The organism is Streptomyces sp. NPDC059668 (assembly GCF_042734135.1).
Taxonomy (GTDB): Bacteria; Actinomycetota; Actinomycetes; order Streptomycetales; family Streptomycetaceae; genus Streptomyces.
On record NZ_JBHWEL010000129.1, the window covers coordinates 1 to 14,249 of the forward strand.

Annotated in this window: 9 protein-coding genes; 2 read left to right on the top strand and 7 right to left on the bottom strand. The window is 74.2% G+C overall.

The annotated features are described in order from the left end of the window. Window positions 1-74: 74 nt before the first annotated feature. Window positions 75-1,781: a DUF6350 family protein gene (locus tag ACFV2J_RS41680; protein WP_385097357.1), complete on the bottom strand. Its 1,707-nt coding sequence runs from the start codon at window positions 1,779-1,781 to the stop codon at window positions 75-77. An 84-nt stretch (window positions 1,782-1,865) separates the two neighbouring features. Here ACFV2J_RS41680 and ACFV2J_RS41685 point away from each other — a divergent pair, with 84 nt between their 5' ends. Further along, the gene (locus tag ACFV2J_RS41685) at window positions 1,866-3,269 is read left to right on the top strand and encodes a helix-turn-helix domain-containing protein (RefSeq protein WP_385097360.1); all 1,404 of its coding nucleotides are present in this window, start codon (window positions 1,866-1,868) and stop codon (window positions 3,267-3,269) included. A gap of 106 nt (window positions 3,270-3,375) precedes the next feature. Here the strand turns inward: ACFV2J_RS41685 and sucD are convergent, their stop codons facing one another. The 6 genes from sucD to ACFV2J_RS41715 all read right to left on the bottom strand — a co-directional run bounded on the left by sucD (window position 3,376) and on the right by ACFV2J_RS41715 (window position 12,503). Next, window positions 3,376-4,260, bottom strand: a complete 885-nt coding sequence (gene sucD, locus ACFV2J_RS41690; protein ID WP_385091397.1) for a succinate--CoA ligase subunit alpha — start codon at window positions 4,258-4,260, stop codon at window positions 3,376-3,378. 21 nt (window positions 4,261-4,281) lie between these two features. Further along, window positions 4,282-5,460, bottom strand: coding sequence for an ADP-forming succinate--CoA ligase subunit beta (sucC, locus tag ACFV2J_RS41695; protein WP_148010098.1), 1,179 nt, complete (start codon window positions 5,458-5,460; stop codon window positions 4,282-4,284). Between the two features lie 552 nt (window positions 5,461-6,012). Further along, complete coding sequence (locus ACFV2J_RS41700; RefSeq protein WP_385091394.1) at window positions 6,013-7,230, bottom strand: hypothetical protein; 1,218 nt, start codon at window positions 7,228-7,230, stop codon at window positions 6,013-6,015. A 157-nt stretch (window positions 7,231-7,387) separates the two neighbouring features. Further along, complete coding sequence (locus ACFV2J_RS41705; protein WP_385091391.1) at window positions 7,388-8,596, bottom strand: VWA domain-containing protein; 1,209 nt, start codon at window positions 8,594-8,596, stop codon at window positions 7,388-7,390. Next, window positions 8,593-11,169, bottom strand: a complete 2,577-nt coding sequence (locus ACFV2J_RS41710; RefSeq protein ID WP_385091400.1) for a DUF5682 family protein — start codon at window positions 11,167-11,169, stop codon at window positions 8,593-8,595. Before ACFV2J_RS41710 ends, ACFV2J_RS41705 begins: the two co-directional genes overlap by 4 nt. Before the next feature lie 134 nt (window positions 11,170-11,303). Beyond that, window positions 11,304-12,503: an AAA family ATPase gene (locus ACFV2J_RS41715; protein WP_385091388.1), complete on the bottom strand. Its 1,200-nt coding sequence runs from the start codon at window positions 12,501-12,503 to the stop codon at window positions 11,304-11,306. A gap of 134 nt (window positions 12,504-12,637) precedes the next feature. Here ACFV2J_RS41715 and ACFV2J_RS41720 point away from each other — a divergent pair, with 134 nt between their 5' ends. After that, window positions 12,638-13,993, top strand: coding sequence for an SWIM zinc finger family protein (locus ACFV2J_RS41720; RefSeq protein WP_385091385.1), 1,356 nt, complete (start codon window positions 12,638-12,640; stop codon window positions 13,991-13,993). Window positions 13,994-14,249 lie beyond the last annotated feature (256 nt).

The window sequence follows — 14,249 nt, forward strand, 5'->3', positions numbered from 1 at the left end:
GGGGGGGGGCGCGCGCGGCCCCCGGGGGCTGGGACGGGTAGGGGCGGCGGGGGCGAAGGAACCCGTGCGTCACCTCAGCCCTCAGGATCCGCATCCGCATCCCCCGCCGTATCCACGTCCCGCACATCCACCGACGCCGACGCCTCCCGCAACGCCGCCCACCGAGCCTCCCGCACCACATCCTCGTGCCACGCCACCCCCACGTCGTCGGACGGCAACAGGTCGTACGGCGCATGACCGGGATCCCACTCCCACTCCCCCTCCGGCTCCAGCACAAGCACCGACTCCCGGGCCGCCTGCGGCACCACCGCCCCCGCCCCCACCTCGGCGCCCGGCTCCGGCACCCGCGCCCCACCGTCCCGCGCCCGCCACGACAACCACGCCGGCACGGAGGCCACGGACGCCAAGGACGCCACGGACATCACCGAAGCCACGGACGCCCAGGAAAGCCGCCGTCGCCCCCGCCCCCGCCCGATCCCCGGCACGACCGCCCCCACCGGCACCCCGACCCCCACCGTCCACACCATCACGGCACCCCCCACCTGCCACCACACCGGCCCGACGTGAGCCAGCGCGCCGACCCCCAGCGGCCCACCCGCCAGCCCGGCGAGCAGCGCCATCACCAGACCGCACAGGACACCCGCGACCCCCACCCCCGCGAGGACCCTCCCCCGGGACCAGACCTCGTTCGCCTCCCCGGCACCGGGGACGTCCGCGGCATCCCCACGGCCCCCGGCCGCCTTCCGCAGGAACCACACCACCGTCACCCCGGCCGCCACCGGCACCGCCGCCCCCGCCCAACTCCACGGCCCCCCGGCCTCCGGCACCGCCGCCAGCAGCGGAAACGCCGGCAGCATCGGCCCCGGCGCAGCCGCGGACAACGGCCCCGCGACCTGCCCGGCCGCCAGCACCACGCCGGGCCCGAGTCCGTACGCGGCCCCCCACACCGCCGCGTTCGGGACCAGCGCCAGACAGAGGAGGAGTACGGCGAACCGCCCCGACCACACCGCGGTGAGCTGCTGGAAGGACTCCCGCGCCAGATCGCCGTGCCACACCAGCGACACCCCCACCAGGAGCGCGCCGCCTCCGACGAGCACCGCCGCCCCGGCGAGCGCCGCCCGTCCGGAGGCGGCGAGCCATCGCCCGACCCACGGCGCGGGCGGCTCGCCGGCCGCCCAGCGGCGTACCCCGGCGGGCAGCGGCCCGCGGGCGAGACCCCGGCCCACCCACAACGGCACCGGCCCGTGCGGGTGCCCGTACGCCGTCCACACCCCGGCCCCCGCCGCGCTCGCGGTGAGCAGGGGCAGGCACAGCACCGACCACGCCCAGGACGGCCGCAGTTCGCCGCCCGAGGCGTACAGCAGCGCCGCCGCGCTCAGGGTCAGATATCCCGCGACGGTCCCGGCCCACACCGTGCGCCCCGAGGCACCCGCGTCGGCGTCCGCGGCGTCGCGCGCCGCGCGATGCAGCAGCCACGCGGGGACCACGGCCAGGAGCAGCGGGGTGAGTCCCACCGGCATGGGCAGTCCCGACAGGGTGTCGGTGCGGACCAGTTCCACGCCGTGCGCGAGCAGCCACAGCGCGGCGGCGACGTGGAGCGCGCCACCGGGCCCGCTGTCCGGGTAAGGCGAGCTGATCCACAGCATCATGACGAGGACGGCGAGCGAGCCGAGGCCGAGGCCCGCCGCGAGCGCGCCGCCCAGGAATCCGGCGGCCAGTCCGGGGGATCGGCGACGCATCCGGGTGATCAGGAGCGACAACGAAAGCCTGTGGTCGGTCATCTGTGTCACCCCGCCATGCTCCCAACGACACGCGCTTTATCGTCGTAACGGGCAAAGCTTGGATGTGTCGCTCAATATGCAGCTATGTACCTTTTCGTACGGAAGGGCGACCCGGCGGGGTCCGCGACGACAGGAGCCCCCGAACCCCCCCTGCCCGGCCGCGAGGAGCGCCGGCGACTGCGCGAGGCCAAGTCGCTGAGCCACGCCGACATCGCGGCCGAGGTGGGCGTCACCGCCGCGACCGTGCGCGCGTGGGAGTCCGGCCGTACGACACCGTGCGGCCGCGAACGGGAGGCGTACGCGGCGCTGCTGACCTCCACCGAGGTGACCCATCGTCAGCGGGACGACGTCCGCGACACCCCCGATGCTCGCGTCACCCCTGATACCCGCGAGGCCCGCGAGGCCCGCGAAGTCCGCGAAGTCCGCGAGGCCCGCGAGGCCGCTCACGATTCCGGCCCCCGCCGGGGCGGGCGCCGGAATGACCGGAGGTCCGGCGGGCACGGCGACGGCGGACGGGACGCACGTCCGGGAGGCCCGCGGGAGCAGGCAGCTCCCGTCCTGGCCGGCGTCGCCGCCGGCACCGTACAGCCGCCTCCCCGACCGGCGCGGCAGCCGGCGGCATCCGCCGGTTCCGGGGCGAAGCCCGCGGCCGGGCCCGACTGGGGTCCCGGATACGAGCCCGTCCCGGTCGGCCTGACACCCGCTGAGGCCTTCGACGAGTTGTACGAGTTCTGCTCCCCCGCCCTCCTGCGGCAGACCTATCTGCTCACCGGGCGGCGCGAACTGGCGCGCGAGTCGGTGGAGCGGGCCTTCCAGTCGGCCTGGCAGCGGTGGCCCGAGGTGGCCGTGGACCGGGATCCGGCGGGGTGGGTGCGGGCGGTCGCGTACGAGTACGCCCTCTCCCCCTGGCACCGGATCCGCCCGCGCCACCGGCACCCGGAGCCACCGCCCGCCGACGCCGCCGACCGCGCGCTGCTCTCCGTACTCCTGGAACTGCCGCCGATGCACCGGCGGACCCTGCTGCTCTACGACGGAGTCGGGCTCGACCTGCCGGAGACCGCGGCGGAGACGGAGGCGACCACGCCCGCGGCGGCCAACCGGCTGCTGCGCGCGCGAGAGGCCGTGGCCACGCGGCTGCCCGAGCTCGCGGCGCCCGAGGATCTGCACCGGCGGCTCGCCGAGGTCGCCGGGACGGAGCGGCTGCGGGCCGGGAAACCCTTCGTCGTCCGCTGGGCCAGCGAGCGCCGCGCCCTGCACTGGACCCGTGCGGCGATGGCCTTCACCGCCCTCTTCGTCGGCATCACCTCGCTGACCCTCAGGGCCGCCCCCGACCACTACGAACCGCCGCTGGCCCCGGGGGCGACGGTGAACGGTCTGCCGCCGCGGATCGCTCCCGGGCCGCTGTCCCATGAGGAGCTGGCACTGCGCGCCCGGCTCAAGGCGGCGACGGCGAGCGGTCCGGAGCGGCTGGTCCCTGACCCGCGGTGAGAACGACGACAACAACGACAACGACGAGAAGCGAGAACGGCGAGAACGGCGAGAACGCGGACGGGCCCGCACCCCAGGGGGTGCGGGCCCGTCTCGCTGCTGCGTGTCAGCCCTTGAGCAGTTCGCGCGCCAGCTTCGCCGTCTCGGTCGGCGTCTTGCCGACCTTGACGCCGGCGGCCTCGAGGGCCTCCTTCTTCGCGGCGGCCGTGCCGGAGGAGCCGGAGACGATGGCGCCGGCGTGGCCCATGGTCTTGCCCTCGGGCGCGGTGAAGCCCGCGACGTAACCGACGACCGGCTTCGTCACGTTCTTCGCGATGAAGTCCGCCGCACGCTCCTCGGCGTCGCCGCCGATCTCACCGATCATGACGATCAGGTCGGTGTCGGGGTCGGCCTCGAACGCGGCGAGCGCGTCGATGTGCGTCGTACCGATGACCGGGTCGCCACCGATGCCGACGGCGGACGAGAAGCCGATGTCACGGAGCTCGTACATCATCTGGTACGTCAGCGTGCCGGACTTCGAGACCAGGCCGATGCGGCCCGGCTTCGTGATGTCGCCCGGGATGATGCCGGCGTTGGACTGGCCCGGCGTGATGAGACCGGGGCAGTTCGGGCCGATGATGCGGGTCTTGTTGCCCTTCGCCTTCGCGTACGCCCAGAAGGCGGCGGAGTCGTGGACGGCGATGCCCTCGGTGATGACGACCGCGAGGGGGATCTCCGCGTCGATCGCCTCGACCACGGCGGCCTTGGCGAAGGCCGGCGGCACGAAGAGGACCGACACGTTGGCGCCGGTCTTCTCCATGGCCTCGGCGACCGTGCCGAAGACGGGGATCTCGGTGCCGTCGATGTCGACGGAGGTGCCCGCCTTGCGCGGGTTCACGCCACCGACGATGTTCGTGCCGTCCGCGAGCATGAGCTTGGTGTGCTTCATGCCCGTGGCACCGGTCATGCCCTGGACGATGACCTTGCTGTCCTTGTTGAGGAAGATAGCCATGGCGGTTGTTTCCCTCGTCCCTTACTTCGCAGCCGCGAGCTCGGCGGCCTTGTCGGCCGCGCCGTCCATGGTGTCCACGCGCTGGACCAGCGGGTGGTTGGCGTCCGACAGGATCTTGCGGCCCAGCTCGGCGTTGTTGCCGTCCAGACGCACGACCAGCGGCTTGGTGACTTCCTCGCCCTTGTCGGCGAGCAGCTGGAGCGCCTGCACGATGCCGTTGGCGACCTCGTCACAGGCGGTGATGCCACCGAAGACGTTGACGAAGACGGACTTGACGTCCGGGTCGCCGAGGATGATCTCCAGGCCGTTCGCCATGACGGCGGCGGAGGCGCCACCGCCGATGTCGAGGAAGTTGGCGGGCTTGACGCCACCGTGGTTCTCACCGGCGTAGGCGACGACGTCGAGGGTGCTCATGACGAGACCCGCGCCGTTGCCGATGATGCCGACCTCACCGTCGAGCTTGACGTAGTTGAGGTTCTTCGCCTTGGCGGCGGCCTCGAGCGGGTTGGCCGCCGCGTGGTCGACGAGCGCCTCGTGGTCCGGCTGGCGGAACTCGGCGTTCTCGTCGAGCGACACCTTGCCGTCGAGGGCGATGACCTTGCCGGAGGCGACCTTGGCGAGCGGGTTCACCTCGACGAGGAGGGCGTCCTCCTTGATGAAGGTGTCCCACAGCGTCACCAGGATCTCGGCGACCTGCTCGGCGACCTCGGCCGGGAACTTCGCCTGGGCGACGATCTCGCGGGCCTTCTCGATCGAGACGCCTTCGTTGGCGTCGACCGGGACCTTCGCGAGGGCCTCGGGGTTCTCCTCCGCGACGACCTCGATCTCCACGCCGCCCTGTACGGACGCCATGGCGAGGAACGTGCGGTTCGTGCGGTCGAGGAGGTACGAGACGTAGTACTCCTCGACGATCTCGGGCGCGGTCTCGGCGATCATCACCTTGTGGACCGTGTGGCCCTTGATGTCCATGCCGAGGATGTCCGTCGCGCGGGCGACGGCCTCGTCCGGGGTGGCGGCGAGCTTGACGCCGCCGGCCTTGCCGCGGCCACCGACCTTCACCTGGGCCTTGACGACGGACTTGCCGCCAAGACGCTCGGTCGCCTCGCGGGCTGCCTCAGGCGTGTCAATGACTTCACCGGCCAGCACCGGTACACCGTGCTTGGCGAAGAGGTCCCTCGCCTGGTACTCGAACAGGTCCACGCGCGTCCGTCCCTATCAGTGATCTCGCGGTTCGTTGGATGCGTGGGCGTGCCGCGAAGGGCAACGTGACGTCCGCTGTCACAAGGGTGGCGCACACGATGTCCGAGCGCGCGGCATGTCCGTCTCGCAGGTTATCGCCGTGGGACGCGGGTCCCTAAATCGCAGATCACACCTCAGCGGTGATACCTGTCACAGATCCGGCCGACCCCTTGGCGGGGCAGGGCCTCACCGGGCTGGGGTTGGCCCGGTGAGGCCCCTTGAACTGGCCCTTGAGGGGCCCGGGACGGGTGGTCTCCACCCCAATGGGGACCACCTGTCCCGCCCGCGGGGTACGGCCGGACGGATCCGACGGGTTTCGGCCGTCCGGGGCTGCGGCCCCGCGGAGTCTCGGGTGTGTTCGGACGAGGACGAGGACGAGTCGGTCGTGTCGTGCTGTGCCGGGTGCACGGGACGACCGGCTCGGTCATGTCCTGGACATCGCCGCTCGCGCGACGTCCGGATGCGATCCGTGCCGTCCTCGCGCGGGCGGGGTCACCGACCGGGCGAGAGGTCCTAGCCCGGGAAGATCGGCACGTCCCGGTACCTGTCCCGGGTGCCGGCCGCGGTCACGGCCTGGGACGTGGCGGACACGAGCCGCGGCGGCGCGTGGTGGTGCGGGGCGACGGCATGCGCGTCGCCGTGCCGCGACCCGCCGCCGTCGACGGCCGGGCGATCGCCCAGCGCTCCCGAGCCCGAGGAGTCTCCGGCCGGCGCCTGACGCGCGGGAGCCGGTCCTGCCACCGCCCCCCGGTGACCGTGCCGGCCATGCCCTCGGTGCGCGGCACCCGCCTGGACGTCCACGCCGAGGCCCGCGGGGCCGTACGCGAGGACAGCCGCGGAATCCGGCTCCCGGCCGGTGTCGTGGGGTGCCACCGGGTCCGCGTCCGGCACGCCCGTCCTCTGTGGGTGATCCGGTTCCGCGGACGGAATCTGGTTCCCGTCCCCCGCACTCGGAGGCGTGAGCACACCCGGAAGCGACGGCGTGGACGGAAGCGACGGGACGGTCGGCGCCTGCGGGACCGCCGGAGGAGCCGGGAGCGACGGAAGGGTCTCCGGCAAGGACGCGGCCACCTCCCCGGTGAGCGTCTCCACGAGATCACCGACCGGCCGTACGACGGTGTCGGCGACCGGCCGTACGACGCTGCCGACGGTCGCGGTGACCAGGGAGACGGGTTGGCCGATCGCCGGCGGCACCCGGGGTGCCTCCGCCGAGGCCGCGGCTCGCCGCCGCGGATCGCGCGATTCCGACGCCTGCTGGACCAACTCCGGTTTCCGCTGCGGCTTCCCGTCCGACTGCGGCCTCTGGTCCGGTCCCGGTTGCCGGGTCCGCTGAGGATTCTGGCCTTGTCCCGGTTGCTGCATCCGCTGCGGCTTCCGGTCCGGCTGCGGGTTCCGGTTCGACTGCGGCGTCTGGTCCGGTCGCGGCTTCCGCTTTCGCCCTGTCGAGTCACCGGCGGGCTGTCCGACTGGCTGTCCGACCGGCTGTCCGGCGGGCGCCCCGGTGGTGGCGGCGAGCACCGGCTGCGCGGCCCGTTCCACCGCCGAGGCGACCGGCGTCGTCGGATCCGTGGACGCCCTGCCGTCCGCCGCGTGCGCCTGTTCCCCGCAGAGGAGGCCGAGGACGAACAACCCGGCCACCAGCAACGACGCATGCAGCGCACGCCGCCCGGCCGCCGCGCGCAGCGGGCGCGGAGCGGCACCGGCGACAGGCGGTGCGGCGGTCGGGATCACGACGGGGAGAGCCTCCGTGCGACGGGGCCGGACGGTGCGGGACGGAACCCGGCGCACCGTTCGATTCGAAGAGGCGTTGATCCTCGCACGGGACTCCCGAGGTTGCGCAAGCCCCCTGTTACCGATGGGTATTCATGTCCTGGTTTTTCGGCTCTCCTCACCCGGGGTCGGGCACGGGAAGCGGACGCTTCTCGATCGCCGCCGCCATCACCTCGGGAAACAGGTCGGGGGTGCAGGCGAACGCCGGTGCGCCCAGCGCCGCGAGTGCCGCCGCGTGCTCACGGTCATAGGCCGGCGTCCCCTCGTCGGACAGCGCCAGCAGCGTCACGAACTGCGCCCCCGACGCCTTGATCGCCGCTACCCGCTTCAGCATCTCGTGGCGTATGCCCCCTTCGTAGAGGTCGCTGATGAGCACGACCACGGTGTCGGCGGGCCGGGTGATCCGCGACTGGCAGTACGCGAGCGCCCGTTTGATGTCCGTACCGCCGCCGAGCCGGGTGCCGAAGAGGACGTCGACCGGGTCGTCGAGCTGGTCGGTGAGGTCCACGACGGCGGTGTCGAAGACGACGAGCCGGGTGGCGATGGACCGCATCGACGCGAGGACGGCCCCGAAGACGGACGCGTAGACGACGGACGCGGCCATCGAGCCCGACTGGTCGACGCACAGGACGACCTCCTTCTTCACGGACTGCGAGGCGCGTCCGTGACCGATCAGCCGCTCGGGGACGATCGTGCGCTGCTCGGGCAGGTAGTGCTTGAGGTTGGCCGCGATCGTGCGGTTCCAGTCGATGTCCTGGTGGCGGGGGCGGGTGACGCGGGCGCTGCGGTCGAGCGCTCCGGAGAGCGAGGCCCGGGTGCGGGTGGCGAGCCGCTTCTCCAGGTCCTCGACGACCTTGCGGACGACGGCCCGCGCGGTCTCCTTCGTCGTCTCCGGCATGGCCTTGCCGAGGGAGAGGAGGGTGCCCACCAGGTGCACGTCGGGCTCCACCGCCTCCAGCATCTCGGGTTCCAGCAGCAGGGCGGACAGGCCGAGCCGGTCGATCGCGTCCCGCTGCATGACCTGCACGACGGACGACGGGAAGTACGTCCGGATGTCCCCGAGCCAGCGCGCGACCGACGGCGCGGATGCCCCGAGCCCCGCCGAACGGTCCCGCCCCGGCCGCGTCCCGTTCCCCCTCCCGTACAACGCGGTGAGCGCGCCGTCCATCGCCGCGTCCTGCCCGGCGAGCGCACGTCCGGTGCCGTCCGCCTCGTCGCCCCCGAGCACGAGGCGCCAGCGTCGCAGCCGCTCGTCGGCCGAGGCGTCCGCACGGCGCAGGTCGGCCGGTCGGGCGTCGGAAGCCGGGTCCAGCGGTACTGAGGTCATCGGTCCGCTCCCACGAGGTCGTCGGCGTCGGCGGTCCCGTCGCCGTCCGCGGTCTCCCCGGCGGCAGCGTCGGCGGTCTCCGCGGTGTGGCCGGTCCGGCCGGTCCGGTCGGTCCGGTCGGTTCGGTCGGTCCGGTCGGTTCGGTCGGTCCGGTCGGTCCGGTCGGTCCGGTCGGTTCGGTCTTCGTGCTGCCCGAGCAGCAGACGCAGCACCGGCAGGACGGCGTCGGCGCGCCCCGCGTCCGGCTCCGGGTCGAACCCGGGTGTGCCGGAGGCTGCGGCCGCGGCGCTCCCCCGCGCCCCCGGGCCGCGCCTGACCAGCTCGCCCAGCGTCCTGCGCACCCCGGCCTCGTACGCGGAGAACGTGCGCCGCAGCAGCGGGAGCACATCGGTGAACGCCTCCGCCGGCACCCCCGTCAGCCACGCGTCCACCAGTCCGAGCAGCCGCTCGTCGTGCACGAGCAGCATGCCTCCCCCGGAGCCGCCGCCGACGAACCCCTCGATCCACGCGGCCGCGTCCCCCGGCTCCGTGCCCGGCGACAGCACGAGCCCCATGAGCCGGGCGGCCTCCTCCTGTCCCAGCTCGCCGTCGTCCAGCAGCAGTCGCACGGCCCGGCCGCGGAGCACGCCCGGGACGGTGTCGCGGCCGGTCAGCACCCGCAGCACGGAATGCCAGCGACCGCGCATCCCCGTGCCGGGCGGCCGCCCCGCGGCGGACGCCGGGATCGTGGCTGTCTCTTCCAGCAGCCCGGCCCCTCCCAGCGGCCCGGCCCCTCCCAGCAGCCCCGTCTCTCCCAGCAGCCCCACCGCGCCGTGCACCGCGTCCACATGGCGCCGCATGTCCTCGGCGGCCTCGGCGTCGAGTGCCACGCAGGCCGGCGGGAGACCGACGAAGATCCGCTCGGCGAGGCCCGCGGCGACGTCCGTGAGGGCGTGCGCGTCCGTGCCGCGGACGTCGCCGTAGCGCAGCGAGCGGACCAGTGCGGGCAGCGCCTGGGCGAGGTGGCCGACGTCCGTGTCCAGTGCCGCCCGGTCGGCGAGGACCCGCATCACCACGGGCAGGGCGTCCGTGAGCCCGGCGAGCAGGCAGTGTTCGGCGAGTGCCGTGACGTCGGCCAGTGCGGTCGCGGCGACGGCGTCCGCCTGCGCCCGGGCGGTCGCGGCGGACACCACGGTCGTGCCCCACACCCCGGCCTCGGCGACCCGCACGGACAGCTCCGGCTCCCAGCGCAGCCGCCAGGTCTCCCGGAAGGTGCCGGTGCTGCCGCGGGACGCGGAGGGCTCGCCCCAGCCGACGCCGAGCAGCCGCAGCCGGTGCAGGAGGCGGCTGCGGCGCGCGTCGGTCTCGCCCCGCAGGTCGAGCTCCAACTCCCGCTCCAGCGACTCCGGTTTGATCCGCAGCCGCTTCTGGAGCCGGGCGAGGTCGCGCTGCAACGGCACCGCGGGAGCGGACCGCGGCACCTCGCCCAGCACATCACCGACCACGAGCCGGTCGTGCACGAGGGCCAGCGGCACGTCCGAGCCCTCGCACATCACGGCCCGGACGGCATCGGTGGTCTCGGTCAGCCCGGGCAGCGGGCGGCCCCGTACCGCGGCGAGCGTGTCGGCCAGCCGCACCGCCTCGATGACGTGCGCGGACGACACCATCCGGTCCTCGTCGCGCAGCAGCCGGGCCACCTTCGTCATCCACCGTTCGACCGGGCGGTCGGGGGCGCCGAAGAGGTGCGCGTACCAGCCCGGCGAGTCGATGCCCGCGCCGTACCCGCCGGCCCGGGACAGCCTGCGGTGCGTCCAGGGCACCCACGTCAGGTCGGCCTTGGTCCTGGGCAGCCCCTTGAGCAGCGCCCGGTCGGCGGCCACCGTGGTCCTGCGGCGCAGGGCGGGCACGTGCCAGGCCCCGCACACCACGGCCACGGCGTCCCCGAACTCGCGCTGCGCCGCCCGGACCTGGAGCCGCATGTACGCCTCCCGCTCCGGGTCCCGGTCGTGTCCGCCGCCCCCGTACGCCTCCCGCAGCGCTCCCATCGCCTCCTCCAGCGCGGCGAACGGCGCGAACGGATCGGTGCCGGCTCCGCTCCGGTGCTCGACCGCGTCCTCCCACCAGCGCTCGGGATCGTCGTGACCGGCCGTCCCGGCGAGCACGGCGAGCGGGTCGATCCGCACGGCGTCGTCGGTGGGGTCGCCGGATCCGGCGGGCGACCGGGGTGGGTCCTCCGTCTCCCAGGCCAGGGTGTGCGTGGCCGGCAGGTCGATGAAGCGGGCCGGGACCCCCCGGTCCAGCGCCCACCGGATCGCCACCCACTCCGGGGAGAACTCGGCCAGCGGCCAGAAGGCAGAGCGGCCGGGCTCGTCCACGGCATGGGCCAGAAGCGCGACCGGAGGACGCATCTCCGGGTCGGCGGCGAGCGGAATGAGCGCGTCGGCCTCCGGGGGCCCCTCTATCAGGACGGTCCGGGGTGCCGCGGCGTCCAGCGCGGCCCGCACGGCGCGCGCCGAGCCGGGCCCGTGGTGCCGGACCCCCAGCAGCAGCGGCCCGCCCGCCCGCCCGGGAGGCACCTGGTCCGCCGCCCCCACCGCGCCCCGCGCCCCCTCCCGCACGCCGGGCTCCTCCCTCTCCTCCCCTTCCCGCACGCCGAGTTCCTCACCCACCGTCCCCTCCTCCCCTACGCGGGGACCGCGCTCCTCCCCCGTCCCCTCCCTCGGTCCGGTCACGCGCTCACCTCCCTGCAGGCCCGGTAGAAGTCCTTCCAGCCCTCGCGCTCGCGGACGACGGCCTCCAGGTACTCCTGCCAGATCACCCGGTCGGCCGCCGGATCGCGGACGACGGCGCCGAGGATGCCCGCGGCCACGTCCGAAGCACGCAGGACGCCGTCGCCGAAGTGGGCGGCCAGCGCCAGCCCGCCGGTAACTACGGAGATCGCCTCGGCCGTGGACAGCGTGCCGCTGGGCGACTTGAGCTTCGTACGCCCGTCCGCCGTCACTCCGTCGCGCAGCTCACGGAAGACGGTGACGACCCGGCGGATCTCGTCGGCACCGTCCGGGACGGCCGGGAGGTCCAGGGAGCGGCCGATCTGGTCGACGCGGCGCGAGACGATGTCCACCTCGGCCTCGGCACTCTCCGGCAGCGGCAGCACCACCGTGTTGAAACGCCGGCGCAGGGCGCTGGAGAGCTCGTTCACCCCGCGGTCGCGGTCGTTGGCCGTGGCGATCAGGTTGAAGCCGCGGACGGCCTGCGTCTCCTGGCCCAACTCCGGTATGGGCAGGGTCTTCTCCGACAGGATCGTGATCAGGGTGTCCTGGACGTCCGCCGGGACACGGGTCAGCTCCTCGACGCGGACCGTCATGCCCTCGGCCATGGCGCGCATGACCGGGCTCGGCACGAGCGCGTCCCGGCTGGGGCCGTGCGCGAGCAGCTCCGCGTAGTTCCACCCGTACCGGATCGCCTCCTCCGGTGTGCCGGCGGTGCCCTGCACCAGCAGGGTCGAGTCGCCGCTGACCGCCGCGGCCAGGTGCTCGGACACCCAGGTCTTCGCGGTGCCGGGCACGCCGAGCAGCAGCAGGGCGCGGTCGGTGGCGAGGGTGGTGACGGCGACCTCGACGATGCGGCGCGGGCCCACGTACTTCGGTGTGATCTCCGTGCCGTCCGGCAGGGTGCCGCCCAGCAGATAGGTGGCCACCGCCCACGGCGAGAGCCGCCAGCGGGCCGGGCGGGGCCGGTCGTCCTGCGCGGCCAGCGCGGCGAGTTCGGCGGCGAAGGCGTGCTCGGCGTGCGGCCGCAGCACCTCGCCCGCGCGGCCGTCGGCGCTCACCGCGCTCCCGCCGTCGCCGGCGCCCGGGGCCGCTTGCCCGGCCTGTCCCGCGGGCGTGTCGACGGACGTCGGTTCCACGGACTCGATGGACACGGTCATGGCTCGGTCCCCCCTCCAGCTCGGCCGGTTCGGATCTGGTCCCACCGTGCACCACGCCACTGACAATCCGCTCCGACCTGCGCGGACACGTTCGCGAAGGCCGATTGTCAGTGGGGGGACCTACCTTCGATGACATGACTCAGCAGGGGGTGCGCTGGACGGCGGATCAGGTGCTGGCACTGGCGCCTGACCCGGCGTCACGCAGAGCGGGCAGCAAGCTCGGCACCGCCGGACCGTGGTCGGAAACAGGCAGTTCTGACGAGGGGACGTTATGGGGACTGTGCAGAGGAAGCGGCAGCACGCCTTATCAGACGGTCATCGACATCGCGGACTCCACCGGGCCCGCGTACACGTGCAGTTGCCCGAGTCGGAAGTTCCCGTGCAAACACACGCTGGGACTGCTGCTGCTCTGGGCGGACGAGGACGGCACGGTGCCGCGGGGGCCCGTGCCGGACTGGGCGCGGCGATGGAAAGAGGGGAGAAGGGAGCGAGCGGCGGCGAGTCGGACGACGGGCGGGGCATCTGGGACGGCGTCACCGGCTGACCCGGAGGCGGCCCGGCGCAGAGCGGAGCGCCGGGCCGAGCGGATCACCGCCGGGGCGGGGGAGCTGGAGCGGCGGCTGGCCGACCTGCTGCGGAGCGGCCTCGCGACGGCCGAGCAGGCGGGGTACGGGATGTGGGAGGAGACGGCGGCCCGCATGGTCGACGCGCAGGCGCCCGGACTGGCCGCCCGGGTGCGGGAGTTGGGTGCGATCCCCGCCTCCGGTCCGGGCTGGCCCGTACGGCTGCTGGAGGAGTGCGCGCTGCTCCATCTCCTCGGCCAGGGCTGGCTGCGCCGGGATTCGCTGCCGGACGAACTGGCCGCGACGGTCCGCTCCCGAGTCGGTCTGTCCGGCTCGGCGGGCGGCCCCCCGCTGCGGGACCGCTGGCTGGTCCTCGCCGAGTACGACACGGCGGACAGCCGCCTCACCACCCGCAGGATCTGGTTGTACGGCGAGGAGTCCGGCCGCACGGTCCGGGTCCTCTCCTACGGGCCGGCCGGCCGTGCGCCGGAGCTGACCCTGCCGGTGGGCCTGGCCTTCGAGGCGGAGGTGTCCGCGTATCCGGGGACGGGGCGGCTCCGGGTGGCCCTGGGTGAGCGGTTCACCCTCCCCGCGCCCACGCGCGGCCGCCCGCCGGGAGTGAGCACATCCCGTGCGGCGGCCCGTTACGGCGAGGCCCTGGGGGACGATCCCTGGCTCGACGCCTTCCCGGTCACGCTGTCCCGGGTCATACCCACCCCCGACGGAGACTCCTGGCAACTCGCGGACGCGGAAGGGGACTTCGCCCTCCCCCTCGCGCCCTCGGCGCTCTCCGGACCCGGGCTGTGGCGGCTCGCCGCCCTCTCCGGCGGCGCCCCCGTCACGGTCTTCGGCGAGTGCGGTCACCGTGGCTTCGCTCCGCTGACGGCCTGGCCGGAGGGGACGGGCGAGGCGGTACGGCTGTGCTGACCCGCGGCGTCACATCCGCCGCCGGCCTCCCCTTCCCACCCACCGCCCGATTCCGCCGCCCCTGTGCCTCCGTACGGAAAGGACGTTCATGAACGTGATCCCCGCCTCGGCGGCCGTACCCGTCGAGGGCTCCTGGGAGGAGCTGGTCACCCTGGCGCTGCTCGGGACCGAGCGGCGTACGCCGCCCGCCTGGGCGGCCGGGCGCGAGGTGCCGGTGGCCGTTCTGGACGCGGCCGCCGTGGCGACCCTGCGGCGG

Excerpts from the sequence above, each read along its gene's own strand:
- ACFV2J_RS41705 (WP_385091391.1), bottom strand. The coding sequence starts at position 8,596 with ATGACCTCAGTACCGCTGGACCCGGCTTCCGACGCCCGACCGGCCGAC.
- ACFV2J_RS41685 (WP_385097360.1), top strand. The coding sequence starts at position 1,866 with ATGTACCTTTTCGTACGGAAGGGCGACCCGGCGGGGTCCGCGACGACA.
- ACFV2J_RS41680 (WP_385097357.1), bottom strand. The coding sequence starts at position 1,781 with ATGACCGACCACAGGCTTTCGTTGTCGCTCCTGATCACCCGGATGCGT.
- sucD (WP_385091397.1), bottom strand. The coding sequence starts at position 4,260 with ATGGCTATCTTCCTCAACAAGGACAGCAAGGTCATCGTCCAGGGCATG.
- ACFV2J_RS41715 (WP_385091388.1), bottom strand. The coding sequence starts at position 12,503 with ATGACCGTGTCCATCGAGTCCGTGGAACCGACGTCCGTCGACACGCCC.
- ACFV2J_RS41720 (WP_385091385.1), top strand. The coding sequence starts at position 12,638 with ATGACTCAGCAGGGGGTGCGCTGGACGGCGGATCAGGTGCTGGCACTG.